Origin of the sequence: Sorangium aterium (assembly GCF_028368935.1) — a bacterium.
Taxonomy (GTDB): domain Bacteria; phylum Myxococcota_A; class Polyangia; order Polyangiales; family Polyangiaceae; genus Sorangium; species Sorangium atrum.
Genome location: NZ_JAQNDK010000001.1, coordinates 1,271,118 through 1,291,255 on the forward strand (window position 1 = coordinate 1,271,118; position 20,138 = coordinate 1,291,255).

Annotated in this window: 16 protein-coding genes; 10 read left to right on the forward strand and 6 right to left on the reverse strand. The window is 68.8% G+C overall.

All coding sequences use genetic code 11. The annotated features are described in order from the left end of the window. Positions 1-189: 189 nt before the first annotated feature. Entirely contained in the window at positions 190-678 is a 489-nt protein-coding gene (locus POL72_RS04670) for a hypothetical protein (protein ID WP_272093794.1), read from the forward strand. 22 nt (positions 679-700) lie between these two features. After that, positions 701-1,084, forward strand: coding sequence for a hypothetical protein (locus tag POL72_RS04675; protein WP_272093795.1), 384 nt, complete (start codon positions 701-703; stop codon positions 1,082-1,084). Here POL72_RS04675 and POL72_RS04680 read toward each other — a convergent pair. Then, entirely contained in the window at positions 1,036-1,515 is a 480-nt protein-coding gene (locus tag POL72_RS04680; RefSeq protein WP_272093796.1) for a hypothetical protein, read from the reverse strand. The two genes, POL72_RS04675 and POL72_RS04680, sit on opposite strands and share 49 nt — an antisense overlap. Positions 1,516-2,016: 501 nt before the next feature. Here POL72_RS04680 and POL72_RS04685 point away from each other — a divergent pair. Then, positions 2,017-3,684 (forward strand): hypothetical protein, encoded by a 1,668-nt coding sequence (locus tag POL72_RS04685; RefSeq protein WP_272093797.1) that lies wholly within the window; start codon positions 2,017-2,019, stop codon positions 3,682-3,684. Between the two features lie 98 nt (positions 3,685-3,782). Here the strand turns inward: POL72_RS04685 and POL72_RS04690 are convergent, their stop codons facing one another. After that, positions 3,783-4,568 (reverse strand): hypothetical protein, encoded by a 786-nt coding sequence (locus POL72_RS04690; protein ID WP_272093798.1) that lies wholly within the window; start codon positions 4,566-4,568, stop codon positions 3,783-3,785. Between the two features lie 231 nt (positions 4,569-4,799). Continuing rightward, complete coding sequence (locus POL72_RS04695; protein ID WP_272093799.1) at positions 4,800-5,795, reverse strand: zinc-dependent alcohol dehydrogenase family protein; 996 nt, start codon at positions 5,793-5,795, stop codon at positions 4,800-4,802. Between the two features lie 872 nt (positions 5,796-6,667). On the opposite strand from POL72_RS04695, the gene POL72_RS04700 reads away from it, so the two are divergent. The 5 genes from POL72_RS04700 (at position 6,668) to POL72_RS04720 (ending at position 13,753) form a co-directional block, all read left to right on the forward strand. After that, positions 6,668-7,324 (forward strand): RNA polymerase sigma factor, encoded by a 657-nt coding sequence (locus POL72_RS04700; protein ID WP_272093800.1) that lies wholly within the window; start codon positions 6,668-6,670, stop codon positions 7,322-7,324. 453 nt (positions 7,325-7,777) lie between these two features. Beyond that, entirely contained in the window at positions 7,778-9,229 is a 1,452-nt protein-coding gene (locus tag POL72_RS04705) for a DUF1592 domain-containing protein (protein WP_272093801.1), read from the forward strand. A 64-nt stretch (positions 9,230-9,293) separates the two neighbouring features. Then, on the forward strand, positions 9,294-10,856 hold the full coding sequence (locus tag POL72_RS04710) for a DUF1552 domain-containing protein (protein WP_272093802.1): 1,563 nt from the start codon (positions 9,294-9,296) through the stop codon (positions 10,854-10,856). A 285-nt stretch (positions 10,857-11,141) separates the two neighbouring features. Next, complete coding sequence (locus POL72_RS04715) at positions 11,142-12,092, forward strand: STAS domain-containing protein (RefSeq protein ID WP_272093803.1); 951 nt, start codon at positions 11,142-11,144, stop codon at positions 12,090-12,092. 272 nt (positions 12,093-12,364) lie between these two features. Continuing rightward, the gene (locus tag POL72_RS04720) at positions 12,365-13,753 is read left to right on the forward strand and encodes a pectate lyase family protein (RefSeq protein WP_272093804.1); all 1,389 of its coding nucleotides are present in this window, start codon (positions 12,365-12,367) and stop codon (positions 13,751-13,753) included. Positions 13,754-13,781: 28 nt separating this feature from the next. Here POL72_RS04720 and POL72_RS04725 read toward each other — a convergent pair whose 3' ends face one another. From POL72_RS04725 to POL72_RS04735, 3 genes are read right to left on the reverse strand one after another with little or no spacing between them, the layout of a single operon-like run. Next, positions 13,782-14,801: a hypothetical protein gene (locus POL72_RS04725; RefSeq protein WP_272093805.1), complete on the reverse strand. Its 1,020-nt coding sequence runs from the start codon at positions 14,799-14,801 to the stop codon at positions 13,782-13,784. A 3-nt stretch (positions 14,802-14,804) separates the two neighbouring features. Next, positions 14,805-16,124: a FecR family protein gene (locus tag POL72_RS04730; protein WP_272093806.1), complete on the reverse strand. Its 1,320-nt coding sequence runs from the start codon at positions 16,122-16,124 to the stop codon at positions 14,805-14,807. Next, on the reverse strand, positions 16,121-16,756 hold the full coding sequence (locus POL72_RS04735; protein ID WP_272093807.1) for an RNA polymerase sigma factor: 636 nt from the start codon (positions 16,754-16,756) through the stop codon (positions 16,121-16,123). The genes POL72_RS04730 and POL72_RS04735 overlap by 4 nt, the downstream gene beginning before the upstream one ends. A gap of 136 nt (positions 16,757-16,892) precedes the next feature. Between POL72_RS04735 and POL72_RS04740 the strand changes: the two genes are divergently transcribed. Then, complete coding sequence (locus POL72_RS04740; RefSeq protein WP_272093808.1) at positions 16,893-18,626, forward strand: pectate lyase family protein; 1,734 nt, start codon at positions 16,893-16,895, stop codon at positions 18,624-18,626. Between the two features lie 215 nt (positions 18,627-18,841). Continuing rightward, entirely contained in the window at positions 18,842-20,101 is a 1,260-nt protein-coding gene (locus tag POL72_RS04745; RefSeq protein ID WP_272093809.1) for a pectinesterase family protein, read from the forward strand. The last annotated feature ends 37 nt before the right edge of the window (positions 20,102-20,138 follow it).

Consider the following 20,138-nt stretch of genomic DNA (forward strand, 5'->3'; position numbering starts at 1 on the left):
CCAGGCTCTCGCCCCCGAACGTCGTCCCCATCCACGAGATCGGCGAGCACGGGCGGGGCGTGTTCGTGGCGATGGAGCTCGCCGACGGCCGGACGCTCCGCGACCTGCGCGGCGGGCAGCCCCGCGCGTGGGAGGACGCGCTCGCCACGGGGCTCCAGGCGGGCCGCGGCTTCGCTCTCGAGGAGCGCGGTGAACCGGCCGATCGGCCACGTGGTGACGGTGCAGCGCGTCGCGACGCTCCTTCACCGGGCGCTCGCCGTGATCACGGACGAACCGGTGGAGCGCGCGCTCGCGACGAACCTGCTCCTCTTCGCGGCCGTCCACGCGACCTCCGGGCCGAGCCTGCCGAGGGTGAGCCGGTTATCGGTCGCGCTCTGCGCGGCGGGCGCGGCGGCCACCACCATCTTTCCGGAGCACCCCGCCGCGATCTACGTCACGGGCTCGCTGACGGCCGCCATCGTGGTGCGGCACCTCGACCAGCGCGCTGTCGCCTGTCCCGTGGTCGCGCGTGAGCGTGAGGTCTTGCGGGAATCGAAGGGGTCGCCTTCACCACGCAGCCTGCGGGCTTCAGGTGACCGTTGCGCGCCGCGCGCAATCCCCGTCATGACCATCCCCAAGGACATCGGCGGTGCACGCCGCGAGATGGCCCCTACCCCGCCGATTGACGCCTTCTCCTGACCATGATGCGTTGCGGAACGGTATGATCATCCGTCGTGAGCAAAAGAGCGCGCTGGCCGAGCGGCAGCGCCGGGCGCAGTGCGACCTCGCGCGCGACTACCTGCGCGCCGAGCTCCGGGACCTCGTGGCGGACCTCGGCGACGACGCGTTGTTCGAGCATTGCCGCGAGTCCATGGAGATCGGCCTCGCCTTCGGCCTCTCCGACCACCGGTCGGTTGTATGGCTGGCCGCCATGCGCGTCCTCATCCACCCCCGCTTTCACGAGCACCCGCGCCTGCGCGCGCTCCTCGCGGATCCGCGCGTGCCGCCCGAAGCGCGCATCGATCACGTCCTCGCGGAGGCGACCGAGCTGGATTTTCACGAGGCCGCGATCGTCGGGCCAGGCATCCCGCTCGCGGAGCCGTAGCCTGTTCGCGGCACAAGGACGAGGCCGTCATGCCCAAATGTCAATTCCCCGACTGCGGCACCACCTTCACCGTCAAGAAGTGCGACGGCTGCAAGAAGCATTTTTGCACGGCGCTGGCGCACCTTCACAACCACAATTGCAAAAAGATCTGCGGCACCTGCAGTCGGGACAGCGTGGTCGTGCAGAAATGCGCTGCGTGCGCCATGGTCCTGTGCCACGAATGCTCCATCCCGCACAACAAATACAATCACACCTCGTGCGGCGCCTGCGGAAAGCCAGGAGCCCGCTGCTCTTGCGGGGAAAGCTATTGCAACCATCACCTGCTCCGGCACCAAAACAGCGGCGCGTGTGGCCAGACTTGTATTGTCTGCCACGGCACCGCCGCGGCTCCATGCCCCAAGTGCAGCCACTTCCTTTGCATCAATCATCATAATCACATCGATTCCCCGCACTGCGCACAGCCGCGCTGTCCCACGACGGCGACGAGCTCGTGCCGCCTCTGCGGCCAGATTCATTGCGCGCCCCACGCCCGCGACCACGCGAACGCGCACGCGCCGGACGACGTGAAGCAGTGCGTCCATTGCGAAGCGCTCACGGTGCTCTCCTGCGATCGCTGCCACGAGCCCCTATGTCGACGCCATAAAAGCTCCGCATCGCACGATTGCGTCAACAGGGGACAATGCTCGGTTTTGACATGCCGCGAGCGCACCCCCCTCAAATGCACTACCTGCAAGACCTTCGTCTGCGGCGACCACCGCGACGGGGCCGCGCACCCCTGCGGAAGATGCGCCTTCGTGCTAGGCGCCAGCAGCCAGCCGTGCACGAACCCTGCCGTCGCGCAATGCGCGAAATGCAATCGGTGGTTCTGCTGCAAGCGCGCAAAGATCGGGAAGGAAAAGAACCACCTGGGCGCCCATGGATGCGACCTCGCCGTGATCGAGCAACTGCAGGCCGTCGGCCGGTTCCCCATCTGGACGTTCCAGTACGCGGGTGGCCACCTCCAATTGCCCCGGCTCGTCGAGCCACCCGACGAGGACGACGAGGACTTCGAGCCCCTGCTCCGATCCGAATACATCCACGGCATGATGAGGATCATCGGCGCTCCGCCGCCGGCGGCGCTTCAAGAGATGGTCACCAATCTCTTCGGCTCTACCCTGGGCGCATCGTCCCCCAATGACCTCCTCGCGATGCTCCTCGCGTTGAAGGAGGCCAAGCACTGGCACGAACTCTACGACGCCTTCCGGAGCTCGCCCCAGATGAAGTTCGTCTGCCGCCAGATGCTCAATTCACAGATCCTCCACGTCAAGGACGTCCTCCACGTCCACAAGAGGGACCTCTTTTCGATGCCCTGGATCGAGGAGGCCGACACGAAGCCCTGGGAGATTCGCCTCGTCAAGAAGTTCACGCGCCTCACGCACAGGGGAGAGACCCCGCTGTTGCAAGTAAAACGATGCCACGTCATCGACGTCGGCAAGAGCGGTCTGCTCGGCGCCGCGGAGGAGCTGATCGAGGTCCGAAAGGCCGTGAACGCGGTGCACGCGAAGCACCCCGACCGCACGATACACCACGCGACCATCCTGAACTGGCCGTTCTGCTCCGTGCTGGCCATCAACCAGAAGGACTCCTCGGGCAAGGGCACCACGCGCATCGTCACGCCCTGCGTCGGCGCCACGGATGCGCGCTGGCAGGTGCGCGTGCTCGACCTGTCATACAACGAGATCTGGCAAGGGCTCGCGCGCTTTTCTCCGCAAGACCAGCAAATAATCGCTCGCGTGCTCATCGGCCTCGTGGAGGGAGAGATGCCGTCCCTGGACGTGCAACGACAGGTCGTGCCGCTCACGGACGTCAAGGCGCGGTTCCTGCGCGGGGTCAGGCTCGACCAGAGCACCAGCGCGCTGCAGTTCAGCGAGAAATGGTGGCTCTCGAACCACGCCAAGAAGATCGACGTCAAGCTCTCCATGATGGAATTCCTGTGTTCCATGGCCGCGATCCTCTTCGTCGCGGAGCCGCGGCACGCGCGCGCCATGATCCCCGTCACCCTGATCCAGCTCCAGGAGGTCGTCGACGGCGAGCTCACCATGGCGGACCTCTTCGGCGACCTCGGCGGCGGCATCGAATATGGACGATTGCTCGCGGGCGCGAACTATATTGGCGACAAACTCAGGCAGGCCTCGGACCAAGGCCAGTGGCTGACGCAAGCGTGCACGACATGGGCCTCCATCAAGGATCGCATCCCCCCGGGGCATAACCTCGTGGTGCGATCATGCCCGCTGAAGGATCTGAGGATGGTGCTCGCCGACAGCCCGGGCTACGAGGTCACGGCGCCTGCGCCGTTTTTATACCATGGAGCATCGCTGGCCGTCGGTTATACGAGCGCGGCGCGCGCGCCGGTATACCAGGTCCTCATGAAAGAGCTATTCACGATGTTCCTGAGGACGCTCACAGAGATGAAACAGTCGCTGAGGCTCAACCTCCCTGCGGCGCCCGTGCCTACCCGCCACGTCCAGGTACCCGCGCTGCTCCCGAGCGACATCGAAGATGTCGCGCTCGGCGAGGCCGAGGCGGCGTTCGACGAGGACATCTCCTCGTTGGATCCATGACGGTCTCGCCGAGCCGCCCGGCCCCGAGGCGGTGCTCGTCGCGCGGGCGGGGACGGGTTGAGCTCCGCTGGGGCGCCCTGCGCCCGCCGTCGCGTCCTCTACTTCAAGAAGATGGTGACCGAGCCGGAGTAGGAGATCGTGCCGCTCGGGAACTTGCCGTACGAATCGCGGGCGCGATCGCGGCAGTTCGGGTAGCTTCCATCGCTTTGCGGTTTGTCGCACGCGTCGCGGCAACTGCCGACGACCCTGAGAGCGCAGTCGTCCAGCGATGCCCCGCACACACGCTCTATCGAGGTCTTCTCGGGCGATACGCAGGCGTAGTAGTTCGGCGGACTCGCGAAGATGTTGCCATAGTATGCCCCTTCGCGGTTCGAGTACGCCGTCCGCTCCGTGGAGTCGGAGGACAGCTCGCACTTGTTCCCTCGCATCGAGATCGGGGTCGCGATCCCGAGGTGATTGATCCTGGACAGGACGCATGCGGACACCCAGGCCTTGCACGCGTTGTCGCAGGAGCCGTCCTTGTCGCCCCATTTCTTGTGGAGACCGAGCTCACCATCGAATCCATAGACGACGCCATCGATGTTGATATCGAAACGCGCACCGCTCGGCAGGGCGCAGCTCACGACGTACTTGAGCAGCTGGCGCGCGAGCGGATCCCGGAGCGCGCTCGACGTCAGCGCGTTCGACGTCAGCGCGTTCGACGTCAGCGCGTTCGATGTCAGCGCGTTCGACGTCAGCGCGTTCGACGTCAGCGCGTTCGACGTCAGCGCGTTCGATGTCAGCGCGTTCTCGACGAAAGCGGCCTGCTCGACAACGCCGACATCGTCTTCCTCCCCTTCTTCCCCCTCCTGCACGCCCACGCAAGCGGCCAGCGACGTCATCATGGCAGGACACAGAACCAGGACGCTTCGAACCATCATGAGCAACACCCCCCCTGGCCAGCTTAGGTCCTTGGGCGCCTCCGTGGAATTGACTTGTTGGACTAACCACGTATCCGGACAAAGTTGGAACGAATACCAGGCTGCGCCTGAGTCGCGCGTCGCGAGCGCATCGCCGACACGTCCCAGACAGCACACCTCCTACGGCTGTTCGGCGCGGCGCTCGGGGAGCGGGTTTCACGGCGGCACGAGCACCGCTGCCCCCGAAAAGCGGCCGTTCCGCAGATCGTCGAGCGCCTCGTTGGCCGCCAGCAGCGGGTAGACGTTGACCTCCGTCCGCACGGGCACCCGCGGCGCGAGCGCGAGGAACTCCTCGCCGTCCCTGCGCGTCAGGTTCGCCACCGACCGCAGCACCCGCTCGCCCCACAGGAGCGAATAAGGGAACGAGGGGATGTCGCTCATGTGGATTCCCCCGCAGACCACGGCGCCGCCCTTGCGTACGGCGCGCAGCGCGGCAGGCACGAGCTCGCCGGCCGGGGCGAAGATCAGCGCCGCGTCGAGCTCCTCGGGCGGCGCATCGAAGGAAGAGCCTGCCCACTCGGCCCCCATCGACAGCGCGAACGCGCGCGCCGCGTCGTCGCCCGGCCGGACGAACCCGAAGACGCGCCGACCCTCGAAGCGGGCCACCTGCGCCACGAGGTGCGCGGCGGCGCCAAACCCGTAGATGCCAATCCGCCCGGCGTCCCCCGCCAGACGCAGCGTCCTGTACCCGATGAGCCCGGCGCAGAGCAGCGGCGCGGCCGAGAGGTCGGGGAAGCCGTCGGGTATCGGGAAGCAGAAGCGCGCGTCCGCGACCGCGAGCTCCGCATACCCGCCGTCGATCTGGTACCCGGTGAAGCGCGCCCGGTCGCAGAGGTTCTCCCGCCCTGCGCGGCAATGCGCGCACACGCCGCAGGTCCAGCCGAGCCAGGGCACACCCACGCGCGCGCCCAGCGCGAACCGCGGCCCTTCGCCCGCCGCGGGCACCTCCTCGAGGACCTCGCCCACGATCTGGTGCCCCGGCACGAGCGGCAGCCTGGCGTCCGGCAGCTCGCCGTCGACCACGTGCAGATCGGTGCGGCACACGGCGCAGGCGCGCACGCGGAGCAGCACCTCACCGGGACCAGGCCGCGGAGCGGGCCGATCCTCCAGCACGAGCGGACTCTTCGGGGCTCTCAGGACGAGGGCGCGCATGGCTCCGAGCCGAGGTTTCCGAGCCGAGTGTATTGCAGCCAGCGCCCCCCGTCCCGTGTGTGAGCCCAGAAGATCGCCGAGCCCAGCCTGCTCGACGGGAAGCGACGCTATCCTGTGCCCTGACGTCCGCCGCCCGCTGCTCTTGACACGGCGCTCCGGAGGAGCCCCGCCAGCCGTGTCCTCCCCAGGATCGAGGAGCTCCGCGGTCCCGCCGATAGGAGTTGACACTGCGCATGTGAGCGTTCACAATCGGCCCCAGCGGGTATCCTTTTGCTTCCCCGCTGAAGGGGTCGGTATGCGCACCGAGACCTTCATGTCCCGAACGACATCGCCATGGATTCGCTCGGTCGTCGCGGATGCGAGTCACGGTGAGCTCAATCAATGGCCCGCGGCTGGAATCGCAGTCCTGGCCAGTATCATCCTTTGTGCAGCAGCGATTACAGCGGCGGTTCATCTGTTGAATAGCATCGCTTTATCATCAATGTCTCCCTCTCCCCGCCCCTGACGCGCGGCGCTGTCCTGTTGAAACCCGGCCCGCCCGAGAGGGCCGTCCATGCCGCGCTCTCGAGAGGTTGAGCCAGGAACGGGGGAGATGTTCCATGCGGATTGCAACCCCTCTCGAAGGGCGAGCTCGGAGCAGTAGATTCGGACGAGCGAGCCTCGCAAGGTGAAGGCGGCACTCTTCGGTGCATGGCTAGGTTCTGGTATCCGGGAGGCTCGCACAGAATGGATTTCTACGGCGGCGGCCGAAAGACGGATCCGTTCGCGTACATCGACGCCTCCCTCGCCACCTGCGACGGCTGCCGCGTCGATCTCGTCGCGGCGCATTGGCATGCTTGCGGCTGGCGGGCCCCCGCGTGTGGTAGGGTATCTTGGCGAGCTCCGATGCTACCGGCGGCGAGGTGCAGCCCGTGACCGCCCGCGCGGCGATCGCTCCGTCGACGCCTCCGCCCGCCGACGCGGTCTCCGCGGCCGGCGTACAGGCCGCGCCGCTCGACTTCGCAGAGGTGTACGAGGAGATCTTCCCCTTGGTCTGGCGGACCGTGCGCCGCCTCGTCGCGGACGCCTCCGCGCACGAGGACGTATGCCAGGAGGTGTTCGCCGTCGTGCACCGGCGGCTCCCGGAGTTCCGGGGCCGCTCGTCGCTGAAGACGTGGGTCTTCGGGATCGTGGTCAACGTCGTACAGGCGCACCGGAGAGCGCAGCGCCGCCAGTGCCCGGCCCACCGCGGGACAGGAGAGATCGTGGATCCCGAGCAGCTCGCGGGGCCGAGCGACCTCAGCCCCTACGAGGCCATGAAGAGGGCGGAGGCCGCGCGCGTGGTGCACGACCTCCTGGCGTCGCTCGACGAGGAGAAGCGCGTGGTGCTCCTCCTCGCCGAGCTGGAAGAGCTTCCGGCGTCGGAGATCGCGCAGGGGATCGGGGTCAACGTCAACACCGTGTATGCGCGGCTGAGGGCCGCTCGACAGGCATTTTCCGACGCGGTGCACCGCCACCACGCCAAGATCCGAGGAGGCCGCCATGGATGAGCTGGGGACCGGCGAGCGGGCGCTCTTGAGCGCCCCTTCGCGACGCGGACGAGCCGACCGACGAGGACAGGCGGTCGATGCGCGCGGCCGTGGAGGGCGCGCTCGCGCCGAGCGCGCAGGTCGAGCAGGCGCTTGGCCGATGCCGCTTGCCGCCGACCCTGGATTCATACGACCCGCCGCGATCTTCGCGCTTATGCCCGCACCCGGTCGATTTGATCACGAAAACAGCGCGCTCCGGTCACAAGACGGAACTGCCGATTCCACACGCGGGAGCCGACGATGACATTCAGACTGGACCGAGTGTTCGCGAGTCCCTGGATCGCTGCCGGGGGATGCCTCCTGAGCATCTCGTGCACTGGCACCCTCGGGGGTGATGACTCTTCGGAGGAGAGTCCGGGGCAGACCCCGGACCAGGGTGCCGCCATCGCTGTAGACAGGATGCCTCTGCACCACATGACAGCGTCGGAGTACAACTCCACCGTCGCCCACCTCCTGGGAACGAGCCTGCGGCCGGCGGACGGATTCCCGGCCTTCGGCGCGAAGGGCTTCGACGCAAACGTCAACGCGCTCTCGAACCTCTCGCAGGTCCTGGTCCAGGGGTATTACGACGCCGCCAGGACGCTCGCCGAGGACGCGTTCTCGCACGAGGAGCAGCGCGCCAAGATCCTCGTGTGCGACCCGGCAGAGGGCACGGACGACCGGTGCGCGCGCGAGATCATCGAGCGCTTCGGGCTGCGCGCCTTCCGGCGCCCGCTCGAGGCGGCGGAGGTCGACCGCTACGCGGCGCAGTACGATGACGCGCGGACCACCCTCGAGATGTCCCCGGTCGAGGCGGTGCAGCACGTCGTCCGGACGGTGCTCACGTCGCCGCACTTCATCCTCCGGATCGAGCTGGGCCCCGACTCGGCGAGATCGCCGGGCGCCCTCAACGGCTACGAGGTCGCGTCGCGCCTCTCGTACCTGCTCTGGAGCTCGCTCCCGGACGAGGAGCTCTTCGACGCGGCGGCGAGCGATGAGCTGGCCACCGCGGGCGAGCTCGAGCAGCAGGTGGACCGCATGCTGGACGACCCGAAGAGCGCCGCCTTCTTCCAGAACTTCTTCGGGCAGTGGCTCGGCACGCGCACGCTCCCCAGCCACAACGCCGACACGAGCCAGTTCCCGAGCTGGAACGATGAGATGAAGGGCGCGATGCTCGACCAGGTCAACGAGTACTTCGCCAGCTTCACGACCGGCGGGCGGCCGTGGTCCGAGTTCCTCACGGCGCCCCACCCGGAGAGCCGGCTGATCGAGCCGCTCTATGCGAACGACCCCGAGGGCCTGCGCGAGGGGTTCCTCACGCTCCCAGCGTTCCTGACGCTGTCGTCCCGCGCCGACCGGACCTCTCCCACGTCCCGCGCGAAGACGATCCTGGAGCAGCTCTTCTGCGCGCCCATGGCGCCGCCCGCCAACGTGGATATCCCGGAGCTCGGCGCCGCGGACGGGGAGACGGGCGGCGTCACCAACGTGCGCAAGGAGCTCGAGAAGCACCGCGCGTCGCCCGACTGCGCGGGCTGCCACGACGTGCTCGACCCGATCGGGCTGAGCCTGGAGAACTTCGACCCGATCGGCGCCTACAGGACCCAGTACCCGAACGGCGACCCGATCGACGCGACGGGGGTGTACGAGGGCGCGCCGTTCGAGGACATCTCCGGTCTCGTGCCGGCGCTCGTGGAGGCCGCCCGCTCGGGGACGTGCCCCTCCGAGCAGCTCTTCAGCTATGCCCTGCGCCGGCGCCCGAGCGCCGGGGACAGGACGAGGATCAAGGAGATCGCCGGGCATTGGGCCGGCGGCACGATCGCGGATCTGGCGAAGCAGGTGGTGACCAGCGATGCGTTCCGCCTTCGAGCGAAGGACAAGGCGCGGTGAGGCCGCACGCGTTGTTTCTGCACACGACGAGGCACGAAGGAGCGATGCGCACATGAAACGCTTGATGACACGCAGAAACTTGTTGCGCGGCGCGGGCGTCTGCCTGGCGCTGCCGTTTCTCGAGAGCCTCGCGCCGCGCAGCGCGCGCGGCGGTGAGCCCGGCACCCCGAAGCGGTTCGTGCTCTGCACCTTTCCGAACGGGGCGCCCCATCACTGGTGGGAGACGGCCCCGGCGTTCGGAAAGACGCTGAAGGGCGCCGACTTCAAGCTGCCGAGGGTGCTCGAGCACTTCGCGCCGGTGAAGTCGAAGATGCTCATGATCAGCCGCCTCGGCAACTACACGTGGAGCACGGAGCAGCACCCCTACATCGAGCCTTCGCACTCGCGCCTCGGCGCGGCGCTCTCGACCTGCGTGGACGCCGATCAGCTGGGGAGGGAGGCGCGCCGGGACCTCGGCGAGTGGGTGGGGAACGGCGTCTCGGTCGACCAGCTCATCGTCCAGAAGGCAGGCCCGGAGCAGGCGACCCGCATCCCGTCGCTGCAGACGGGGCTCGGCGTCAAGCCCGGCTTCTTCGACCAGCGCAGCTACGCCTACAATCAGGTTCTCTCCTGGAAGAGCCCGAGCGAGCCGCTGAAGCGCTCGGTCAACCCGAAGGCGGTGTTCGACGCGCTCGTCGGCGCGGGCGCGGCGGGGTCCATGCCAGGGCAGACCGACGAGCAGGCGAGGATCGAGGCGGAGCGCCGCGCGGCGACCGAGAAGAGCGTCATCGACGGCGTGCTCGCGGACGCGAACTCGCTCATGAACCGGGTCGGCTCCGACGATCGCAAGATCGTCCAGCAATACCTGGACTCGCTGCGCGAGATCGAGAAGAACGCGACCCGCGTCCAGTCGACGATGAACCCCGGGACGGGCCTTGGCTGCAGCCCGATCAGCCAGCCCGGCGTGGTCCCCGAGCCGCCGGGCCAGGCGGAGGGGCTCAACGAGAACGACAACACGGGAGCCGGCCCGTACAAGCACGAAGATCACGCGAAGGTCATGATCGATCTTATCGTCATGGCCATTCAATGCGACGTGACGCGCGTGATCACCCACATGCACGACGACATGCGCTCCGAGTTCGAGTACCGGTGCATCCCGGAGGACGTCCGTGCCAAGGTGGGACTCGCGTACAGGAGAGAGGCCAGCCTGCACTACCACTCCTCCCAGCACGCCGCCGGCAACCTGGACCGCGCGACCCAGAACGGCCAGTACAAGATCGTCACGCAGAGCAACCTCGACTACGCGGCGATCAACACCTGGCTCAACCAGAAGAGCGCGCAGCTCGCGCAGCGGCTCGACGCGATCCCCGAGGGCGACGGCACGGTGCTCGATCACTGCGTCATGGTGCACATGAGCGAGATGCGCTCGCACGACCACGACGGGTACGACCTGCCCATCGTGCTCCTCGGCGGAGACGGCGTCTTCTTGAACGACGCGCACGTCGCCTACGACGCCCTCGGCAACGATCGCCAGCTCCGCGATCTGTGGTTCACCATCATGAACCAGTACTACGGCCTGGGCGTCACGTCGTTCGGCGAGGATCGCCGCGGCGCGAAGAACGCGCTCCTTGAGGAGATCCTGCGGTAGCGCGGTGACTCACGGTGACCCGCGCGGACGGTCATGCGCGCACCGTGCCGGCAGCGCCCGGCCGCCGCGTGGAAAACCTGCAATGTTGATGGCTGGGCCCCAACGTGAGCAAGCCACGACTGCATCAAATCCATCCAGCCTGGCTTTCCAGTAGATCGTAGGCCTTCCTCTCGCCTATAGTTCATCACGCCTCGGGCACACGGCGGTTCGCAGGAACACGTGGTGTGGTGCTGGGCGCCGCGCAGGGGCGAGCGTGTGTGAACAAGCTGGCATGAGGGGAGCGCCATGAGCATGGAGGGCCGACTCGATCCGAGCGACGCCTCGGCGCTGCGGGAGCGCGTCGTCCGCCTGGAGCAGGAGCTGGCCCAGCGCGAGCGGGAGCTGGCCGAGCACAGGCGGGAGATCCGGGCGCTGCACGAGCGCGAGGCGCAGCTCCTCGAGATCGAGGCGGAGCAGAAGCGGCTCGCCGCCGTGACGGAGAACAGCTCGGATTTCATCGGCATCGCCTCGATGGAAGGGGTCGCCCAGTACCTCAACGAGGCAGGGCGGGAGCTCGTCGGCCTCGAAGCGAGCGAGCTGCCGCGGGTGACGATCGGCAGCTTCTTCTTCCCCGACGACCTCCCCTACATCGAGCAGCACATCATGCCCGCGACGATGGAGCACGGCCGCTGGGTCGGGGAGTTCAGGTTCAGGCACTTCAAGACCGGGGCTGCGATTCCGGTCCTTTACAACTCCTTCCTGATCAGGGACCCGGAGACCGGGGAGCCCATGGCGCTGGCGACCGTGACGGCGGACCTCACCGAGCGCAAGCGCGCCGAGGAGGAACGCGTCCGCCTGAAGGACGAGATGATCCGGGTCCAGGCCGCCACGCTCCGCGAGCTGTCGACCCCCCTGCTCCGCATCAGCGATCGGGCCGTCATCATGCCGCTCATCGGCGCGGTGGACTCGAGCCGCGCCGCGGCGGTCCTCGAGCGGCTGCTCCAAGGCGTCAGCGCCGAGCAGTCCAGGGTGGTGATCCTCGACATCACGGGCGTATCGAACGTGGACTCCCACGTCGCCGACGCGCTCATCCGGACGGCGAAGGCCGTGCGTCTGCTCGGCGCGCAGATGGTCCTCACCGGCATTCGCCCCGAGGTCGCGCAGATCCTCGTGGCGCTCGGCGTCGATCTGGGCAGCATCGTCACGATGGGCTCGCTCCAGAGCGGCATCGCGTTTGCGTTGAGCCAGCCGCGTTGAGGTCGACGCGCCCGCGTCGGCTGAGCCCACTGGCAACACGGCCTGGACCTCGGCCATATCGCGTGCGACGCAGCACGCCATCCTGCGCCGCAGGTGACGATTTCTGAAAGGTGAGCGGGAGCTCGATCAACTCCGGGAGCATGAAGACCTGGGCACGATGCCTGCCAGGCCGGGCGAGCCTTTCTCGGCTGGCACTTTTTGCTCTGGGCGCAGCCGCGTGGGCGTGTTCCGAGACGCCGCACGACGGCTCCGGGAGCGGCGGAGCTCCCTCGATGGATCCTGTTGGCGCGGGCGGAGCGACGCCGGGCAGCGCGGCGTCGGGCAGCGACGCCTCCTCCGGGGTGACGACAGGAACCGGAGGGGCCGGCGGCGCGCCGAGCCCGGGTGTGGGCGGCGGCGCACCGAGCCCCGGTGTGGGCGGCGGCGCTGGGACGGGCGGGTCAGGCGCCGTCGAGTTCGGGGCGTTCCCTGGTGCCCAGGGATTCGGTCGGATGGCCACAGGCGCCCGCGGCGGCGACGTCTACCATGTCACCAACCTGAACGATTCGGGACCCGGCTCCCTGCGGGACGCCATCAGCCAGCCGCATCGCACCGTGGTCTTCGACGTCGGCGGCGTCATCAAGATCGACTCCCGCCTGGTGTTCAAGAATAACCAGACGATCGCCGGGCAGACCGCGCCTGGCGGCGGCATCACCATTTACGGGAACGGCACATCGTTCTCCGGCGCCTCGAACACGATCGTTCGCTACGTGCGGTTTCGCATGGGCAAGATCGGCGAGTCCGGCAAGGACACCGTCACCATGGCCAACGGTCACGATGTGATCTGGGACCATTGCTCCCTGAGCTGGGGGCGCGACGGCACCTTCGATCTGAACCGGGAGAGCGGGGCGGAGCTCTACAACATCACGCTGCAAGACGCGATCGTCGCTCAGGGGCTCCAGACCCACAGCACGGGCGGCATCGTCAACACGAGCGCCACGTCGATCATCCGGTCCTTGTACATCGACAACAATTCCCGCAATCCCAAGGCCCGCGGAACGCTGCAGTTCGTCAACAACGTCGTCTACAACTGGGTCGCCTCGGGCTACATCCTGGGCGACACGAGCGGACGCTCGGACGGGGCGATGGTCGGAAACTACCTGATCACCGGCCCGGAGACGAAGGGCGGTACCCTGGACAGCCCCACGCCCGAGTACCACCTCTATGCCGTCGACAACTGGTACGACAGCAACAAGGACGGTGTCCTGAACGGCCGCCTGCTCGGCCAAGGGGACTTCGGCTCGGTGACCTGGGAGGCGACTCCGAGCGTGGAGGTCCCCGACGTGCCCGCGATGAGCGCAGAGGACGCCTTCGACCACGTGATGAATCACGCCGGGGCGTCGCTCTGGCGTGACCCGGTCGACGATTTCGTGATGGAAGAGCTCGCGTCCCTCGGGACCGACGGCGCCACGATCAGCGACGAGAAGAGCCTCGGCCTTCCCAACGCCGTTGGAGACATCCCGGGGGGCTCTGCGCCCAGGGACACGGATCAGGACGGGATGCCGGATGCGTGGGAGGTCTCCGCGGCGCTCGACCCCGGCGACCCGGAGGATCGCAATGGCGACCGCAACGGCGACGGCTGGACGAACCTTGAGGAGTACATCAACTCCCTCGTCCCGTGACGCCTCGAGGGCGGCTCGCCGCGCGTCCTCAGAACGAGACGCCCAGGCTGAGCGTGCCCAGGGCTTGCGCGATGAGCGGAGCGGAGCGCTCCTCCTCGACGGCGATGACGGGGCGCGGCAGGAGCGTGAGACAGGTGAGCTCGAGGCCGAGGCTCACGCTCGGATGAAAGAAGTACTGGACGCTCAGCCCCGCGTCCGCGGCGAAGCTGAAGAATTCCTCGCTGTGCCCCACGAGCGGTGGCTCGACATCGCCGGTGGCCTGGAGGTGGTAGGCGCCGACTCCGAGGAGCGGCCCCCATTCCCAGTGGAGATCGCCGGCTGCTTGCCCGAGGTTCCAGCTCGCCCGGAGGAGCGCGAGCTCCTGGCGCACCCGGGCGGTGCCGCCTGCTGCACGGAACTCGGCGCCAAAGAGGGGACCTCCCAGGAGCAGGCCGAGACGGAAGCGCTCGTCGAGGCGGGTGTGCGCCCCGATCTGCGCGCCGACGCCGCCGCCCACCGAAGGGGTGAAGAGGACGAGCCCTCCCGTGCGCACGTGAAAGCGGGGCGGCTCCCGGGAGAAGCGGAGCACCTCGGGGGCGGGCGGCTGAGCCTCGACGCCGAGCACATCCCGAGCGGGCGCCTGGCCCGAGCCGAGCTCGAGGAGGCTCGCGCGCAGGAGATCGACGGCGCGCACGGCGAGGAGCATCGGGCCATCGCTGGAGGGATCGATGAGGAGCTTGCGTGTGGTCGTCTTGCCGGTCACGCGGTCCACGATGCACACCTCGGCGGCCGTGCCGCTTCCGTCGCGCCGAAGCGCGACAGCCGCAAAGGCCTCGCTCTCCTGCGCCTTTTGCTCGAGCTCCTCGGCTCCGGGCGAGCGCGCAGCGCTCCCGAGCACGATGACCTCGAAGGACTGCAGCTCCAGCTCGGCAGAGAGCCGTCCGAAGGCCTCGAAGAGCGTGGAATCGCGCGGATCCGGTCGGACGACGAGCACGCGCTGCGCCCACGCCGCTCGAGGGCAGACGAGCAGCAGGAGCAGGACGAGGAGCGTTCGTGCCCGCCGGACCATCGATCAGGGCTGAGCGGCGAGCTGTCGAGCCGTCTTGGCGTGGACCCCGCTCGGATAGAGGCGCAGGTATTCTTGCGCCACCGCGCGCGCGGCGGCCGGTCCTTCGAGGCTCTGGACCGTGCGCATCTTTCCCGCGAGCGCTTCGGCGGCAAAGGCGCCGCCCGGCGCCTCGCGAAGCGCCGTCTCGTACCAGGTCCTGGCGCGCGCGGCGGCGCCGCGGCTCTCGTGAAGGCGCCCGAGCAAGAAGGCTGCGCGGCTCCCCGCGGTCGATGCGTAGCGCGCGCGCAGGGCGAGCAGGGCCTGCTCGGCGAGCTCGTTCTGCCCCACGTAGCGAGCGGCGTCGGCCAGGGCGTTCAGATCGGCGGCATCACAGGAGGTGAGGCAGCTCTGCGTGCCCCGCGCCTCGGCCTCCTGGACGACGCGCCGGAACTCGCCCTGGGAAACGAGCTTGGTCCAGGGCGGTCTGGCGCTCGGCGGGGCGACGAGGGGCGCCGGGGTTTCAGCGGCGCTCGGCGCCGGGGGAGCAGCGGACTCCGGCGGCGGCGCCGCGACCTCGGCGTGCTGTCCCTGCGCTGCAGGAGGCGCGGGCTCGGAGCCTTGCGCCGCCGTGTCGGGACCTTGCGCCGCCGTGTCGGGGCCTTGCGCCGCCGTGTCGGGGCCTTGCGCCGTCGTGTCGCTGACGTGCAGGGTCCTCGCCTGAGCGTCCCCCACGAAGCGCTGCCCCGCGCGCACGCTCACGACCCCAGAGCCGGAGTAGCCCTCCACCTCGACAGCGCCCTCGCGCAGGATCACCTCGAGCCGCTCGCGATCGGCGTCCCAGAGCAGCTCGAAGCGCGTGCCCACCACGCGGACCACGAAGGGACCCGCGACGAAGCGCCAATCGCTGTGCCCGGTGTGCGTGACCTCGGCTTCGACCCGGCCGCGCTCGACCGAGATGCGGGCGCCGCGCTCGTTCTTGATCTCGTCGATGCGAAGCCGCGTCCCTGCCGCGGCCCGGATCCGCGTCTGATCGGAGAAGGTGATGGCGGCCGGGTGATCGACGGGCGCACGCACATAACCGCTCTCGTTCACCGCGCCCTCGACGACGTAATCGAGACCTCGCTCCGTTCGCCAGAAGAAGAAAACGGCCATCAGCACGCTCGCGGCGAAGGCGAGCGGAGCCACCCAGCGGACGACCACCCGCGCCTTGCTCGCGCGGGCCTGCTCCTCGTCGACGCGGCGCAGGAAAGCGGCGCGCGCCTCGCGGCGCTCCGGCTCGCTCAGCTGAGCGGCTCTCTGCAGGAGGGCCGCGACGGGATCGAGCTGTCGTTCGGGTTCGCTCATGGCCAAAGTCCTTCACACCGGGACAGGAACTCCTGGAGGGCGGGCTCGCGCGCCTTGAGCAAGAACGCGCGCGCGCTCTCGAGCTCACGGCGCACCGTCGACTCGGACACGCCGAGCGCCGCCGCCGTTTCGAGCATTTCCAGGCCTTGCACGTGGCGCAGCACGAAGGCCATGCGCCGGCGCGTGCTGAGCTTGTCGAGCACACGGTGGAGGGCGCTGAGCACCTCGCGATGCTCGAAGTCGACGCGCGCGAGGGCGCGCTCGGGGAGCTCTCCGCTCGGGGAAAGGCCCACCCAGCGGCGTATCTTGCGCTTCCGGATCTCGAGCGCCGCCTGCCGCGTGGCCATGGACGCGAGGTAGCCGCGGAGGGCCCCCCCGTCCTGGATGCGCGCAGCGCCCTGCATCAGGCCCAGGAAGACCTCCTGGACCAGGTCTTCGAGGCTCGTGTCGGGGCCGAGGGCACCGTAGAGCACACCTCGCACGAGACCCGAATACCTGTCCCAGATGACGGCGAGGGCCTCGCGCTCTCCGGCGGCGGCGCCGGCGACCAGGCTCGCGTCCGACCGCTTGTCGGCGGGGAAGCGGGCCAAGGTGGGTCCGGGCGGCGGGGCGGAGCGCGTGGGTTGAGCCACTCTCTCCTAGTTACTTGGGGGCGTCCCGACCCTCCAGAAAAATTCAGCCGCCGCCGGGACGCTGGATCGGCGCGGGCGACTCGGAGCATTTGGGTTGCGCTCTCGGACATCGCCCCCAAGCTTTGCCCTGTTCGCCATGCGCCTCTCCTGCCGCACCTGGCTCCTCCGAGTCGCCGCGCTCTCGGCCTTGGCCTGGGCGCTCTCCTGTGAGGACCAGCTCATCCAGACGGCCACCCGACCTGCGGAGAGCGCGGGTGTCGGCGGCGGCTCTCCCTCCCTCTCGGAGCTCGCCTGCGACGGCGAGCCGCCCGCAGCGGAGCTCCCCCCCGGGGCCGCCTTCGGAGAGGGAGAGGAGCTCGCGAGTTCCCCGCTCGTCGGCACGATCTACGGCGCGCAGGAGGGCCCCGGTCTCTCCATCACGGCGCGCGATACATTCCGCGTCCATGTCAACGGTGTTCTCATTGCCGCGAGCGAGTCGGCGCGCGCTCCGCTCTTCGTGCCCCTCTCCCTGCTGCCGGGAGAGAACGTGATCGCCGTGAGCGTTCATGCCGCAACGGGGACCCCGGCGGCTCTCCTCCACCTCGACGAGCTCGAGCGCAGCCATGGAAGCGGCAGCGACTGGAAGCTGAGCACCGCGCCGGAAGGGGACTGGACCGCGCTCGGCTACGACGACAGCAGCTGGGCGGCGGCGCGCGAGCTGGGGAGCGCTGGAGATCTGCCGGGCTGCGATCCCGAGGCCGCTTTCCCATCGAGCACGGCGGCTCGCTGGATCGGGCCCGCGCTCGGGACGAGGGGGCCCATCGCCCTCCGAAAAGTGATACGGATCGAGCCGATCGGCTTTGGCGAGGGCACGACGGGGGGCGCGGGGGCGAAGCCCGTGCTCGTCTCAAGCTGGACCGAGCTCGAGAGCCTCGCCCGCTCGGACGAGCCGGCGGTGCTCTTGCTCGCCGAAGGCGTTTACGACTTCCGCCGCCAGGGTTCGGAGGTCCAGGACATCGAGGTCTGTCCCAGCACCTGCTCGGAGGAGCCCGAGAAGACGTTTTATGAGGTCCTCACCGGGGATGCGACCTGCGAGCGTCCGCTCGTCGGGGCGACGCGGAACCATCGCGTCCTCCAGTTCGGTTCCAACAAGACCCTCGTCGGGCTCGGGCGCGGCGCGGCGCTGCCGGGCGTGAACATGGATCTCAACGCGATCGAGAACGTGATCATCCGCAACCTCGCCCTCTACGATCTGAACCCGAACGTGCACGAAGCGGGCGATGCGTTCACGCTGACGCAAGCCTCGAGGGTCTGGATCGATCACACGACCGTCCAACGGATCAGCGACGCCTTCGCCGACGTCCACTCGGGCACGAGCGGGGTCACCTTCTCCTACGGCCACTTCGACGGCAGAAACGAGGCCGAGTGTGGCGGCCGCGAGCGCTGGGCCTGCACGATCACTGACGCCGAGGTGACGATGCACCATTGTCGCTTCGATGAAGTGAGGGCGCGCGCCCCGCTGGCCACCGGATCCCGAGCGCGCGCCCACCTCTTCAACAATGTGTTCTCGAACATCTCGGACTGGGCGGTCGGCGCCGCCTGTGAGGGGCAGGTGCGGCTCGAGGCGAGCGTGTTCGAGAACGCCGACGCGGCGACGCGGCGCTCGGACTGCAGCGACGCGACGGGCAGGGGACTCCTCCTGGCCGTCCCTGATTCGAACCTCTACCGCGACGAGAGCGACGTTCACCTGGGCGGGAACGGGGAGCCAGCCGATGACGTCTTCGAGCCCCCCTACGACTACGCGCCCGAGCGGGCGAGCGACGCGTTGCCCCAGGTGATCTCCCGCGCCGGAGCCGGAGGGCCCTGGGCGCTGCCGCTCGCACGCGAGTAAAGAGGCGGGGCGGGAGCAGGCCGCCCCAGGAAGCGCAGCTCGCTCAGGCACCGCCGCGCGGCGCCGAGAGCGCTCCGCTCCACACCTCGAGCGCGAGGCCCCGAGGGCAGCTCCACCGAGGGCCCTCTTTTTTTGGCGGGTCCGACCTTCGTCGAGCAACTCGCTCTCCTGAGGTGCACGTGATGCGCACCTGCTTCTGTTCGGAGAGCTTCCCCATGCCGCGTCCCCGCTTCTACCTGGCGCTCGCTTCCCTTCTTGCACTCTCTTGCTCCCTCGCGTGTTCGAGCGAGCAGGGCGCCGATGATCCGGCCTCGTCCGCCGGAGGTGGCTCGTCCGCCGCCTCCAGCGGGCAACCGAACGGCACGACGGGCAGCGGCAGCGCGGCGTCGTCCGGCGGCTCGGGAGGCGCTGGCGCCGGCGGAGCCGCCGGCGCGGGGACCGGCGGAACCGGCGGCGACGACGGCGGCGGCGGTTCAGGGGAAGGTGGTTCAGGCGGCGGCGGCGGTTCGGGTGAAGGTGGTTCAGGGGACGGTGGCTCGGAGGGCGGCGGTACGTCCGACTGCAACAGCGTGACGGGTGGAGCCCTCATCGAGGTGAACCGCGATGGTTCTGGCGATTTCACCTCGGTGCAGGCCGCGATCAACAGCGTCGTTAAATCGAACACGACGCCCACCGTCATTCGCATCGCCCCCGGGACCTACTCCGAGAAGCTCGTCGTCGACCGTCCCCACGTGACGCTCTGCGGCCAGACAGGTCGGGCGGAGACGACGGTGCTCACCTACGGTGACAACGCGAACACCTCGAACGGCGCAGGAGGCACGCTGGGCACGTCGGGGAGCTTCAGCGTCAATATCTCCGCGAGCGACGTCTCCGCCGAGAACATCACCTTCGCCAACAGCACGGGCCCGGGCGTGCAGGCCGTGGCCCTCCTCGTCACCGGCAGCCGCGTGCAGTTCCGCCGCTGCCGGGCCCTCGGTTACCAGGACACCCTCTATGTGAAGGGCGGAACCCAGTACTTCAGGGACTGCACCATCGAGGGCAGCGTCGACTTCATCTTCGGCGGCGCCACCGCCGTGTTCGAGGACTGTACGATGCACAACGCCGCGGGCGGCTCGGCGATCACAGCGCCGAGCACGGACGAATCGACTCCTTTCGGCATCGTGTTCCTGGGAGGACGGGCCACGGCGGCCAGCTCCGTCAGATTCGGCTCGGTCGCCCTGGGTCGCAACTGGCGCCCTTACGGCGCGACCACCTATCTCGGGACCGAGCTCGGCGCGCACATCGCGCCCGTCGGCTGGGTCCGCATGGGCGACAACACGCTCGCGACGGCGCGCTTCGCCGAGCACATGACCACGGGACCCGGCGCGAAGGCGAGCCAGCGAGCCCCCGAGTCCAGCCAGCTCAGCGCGGCCGAGGCCGCGCGCTACACGGTGGAGAACATGCTCGCGCCCTGGAAACCCACGTTTGCGGACTGAGAGCGCCGCTCGTCACCCCTCACCCTCATCGCTTGCG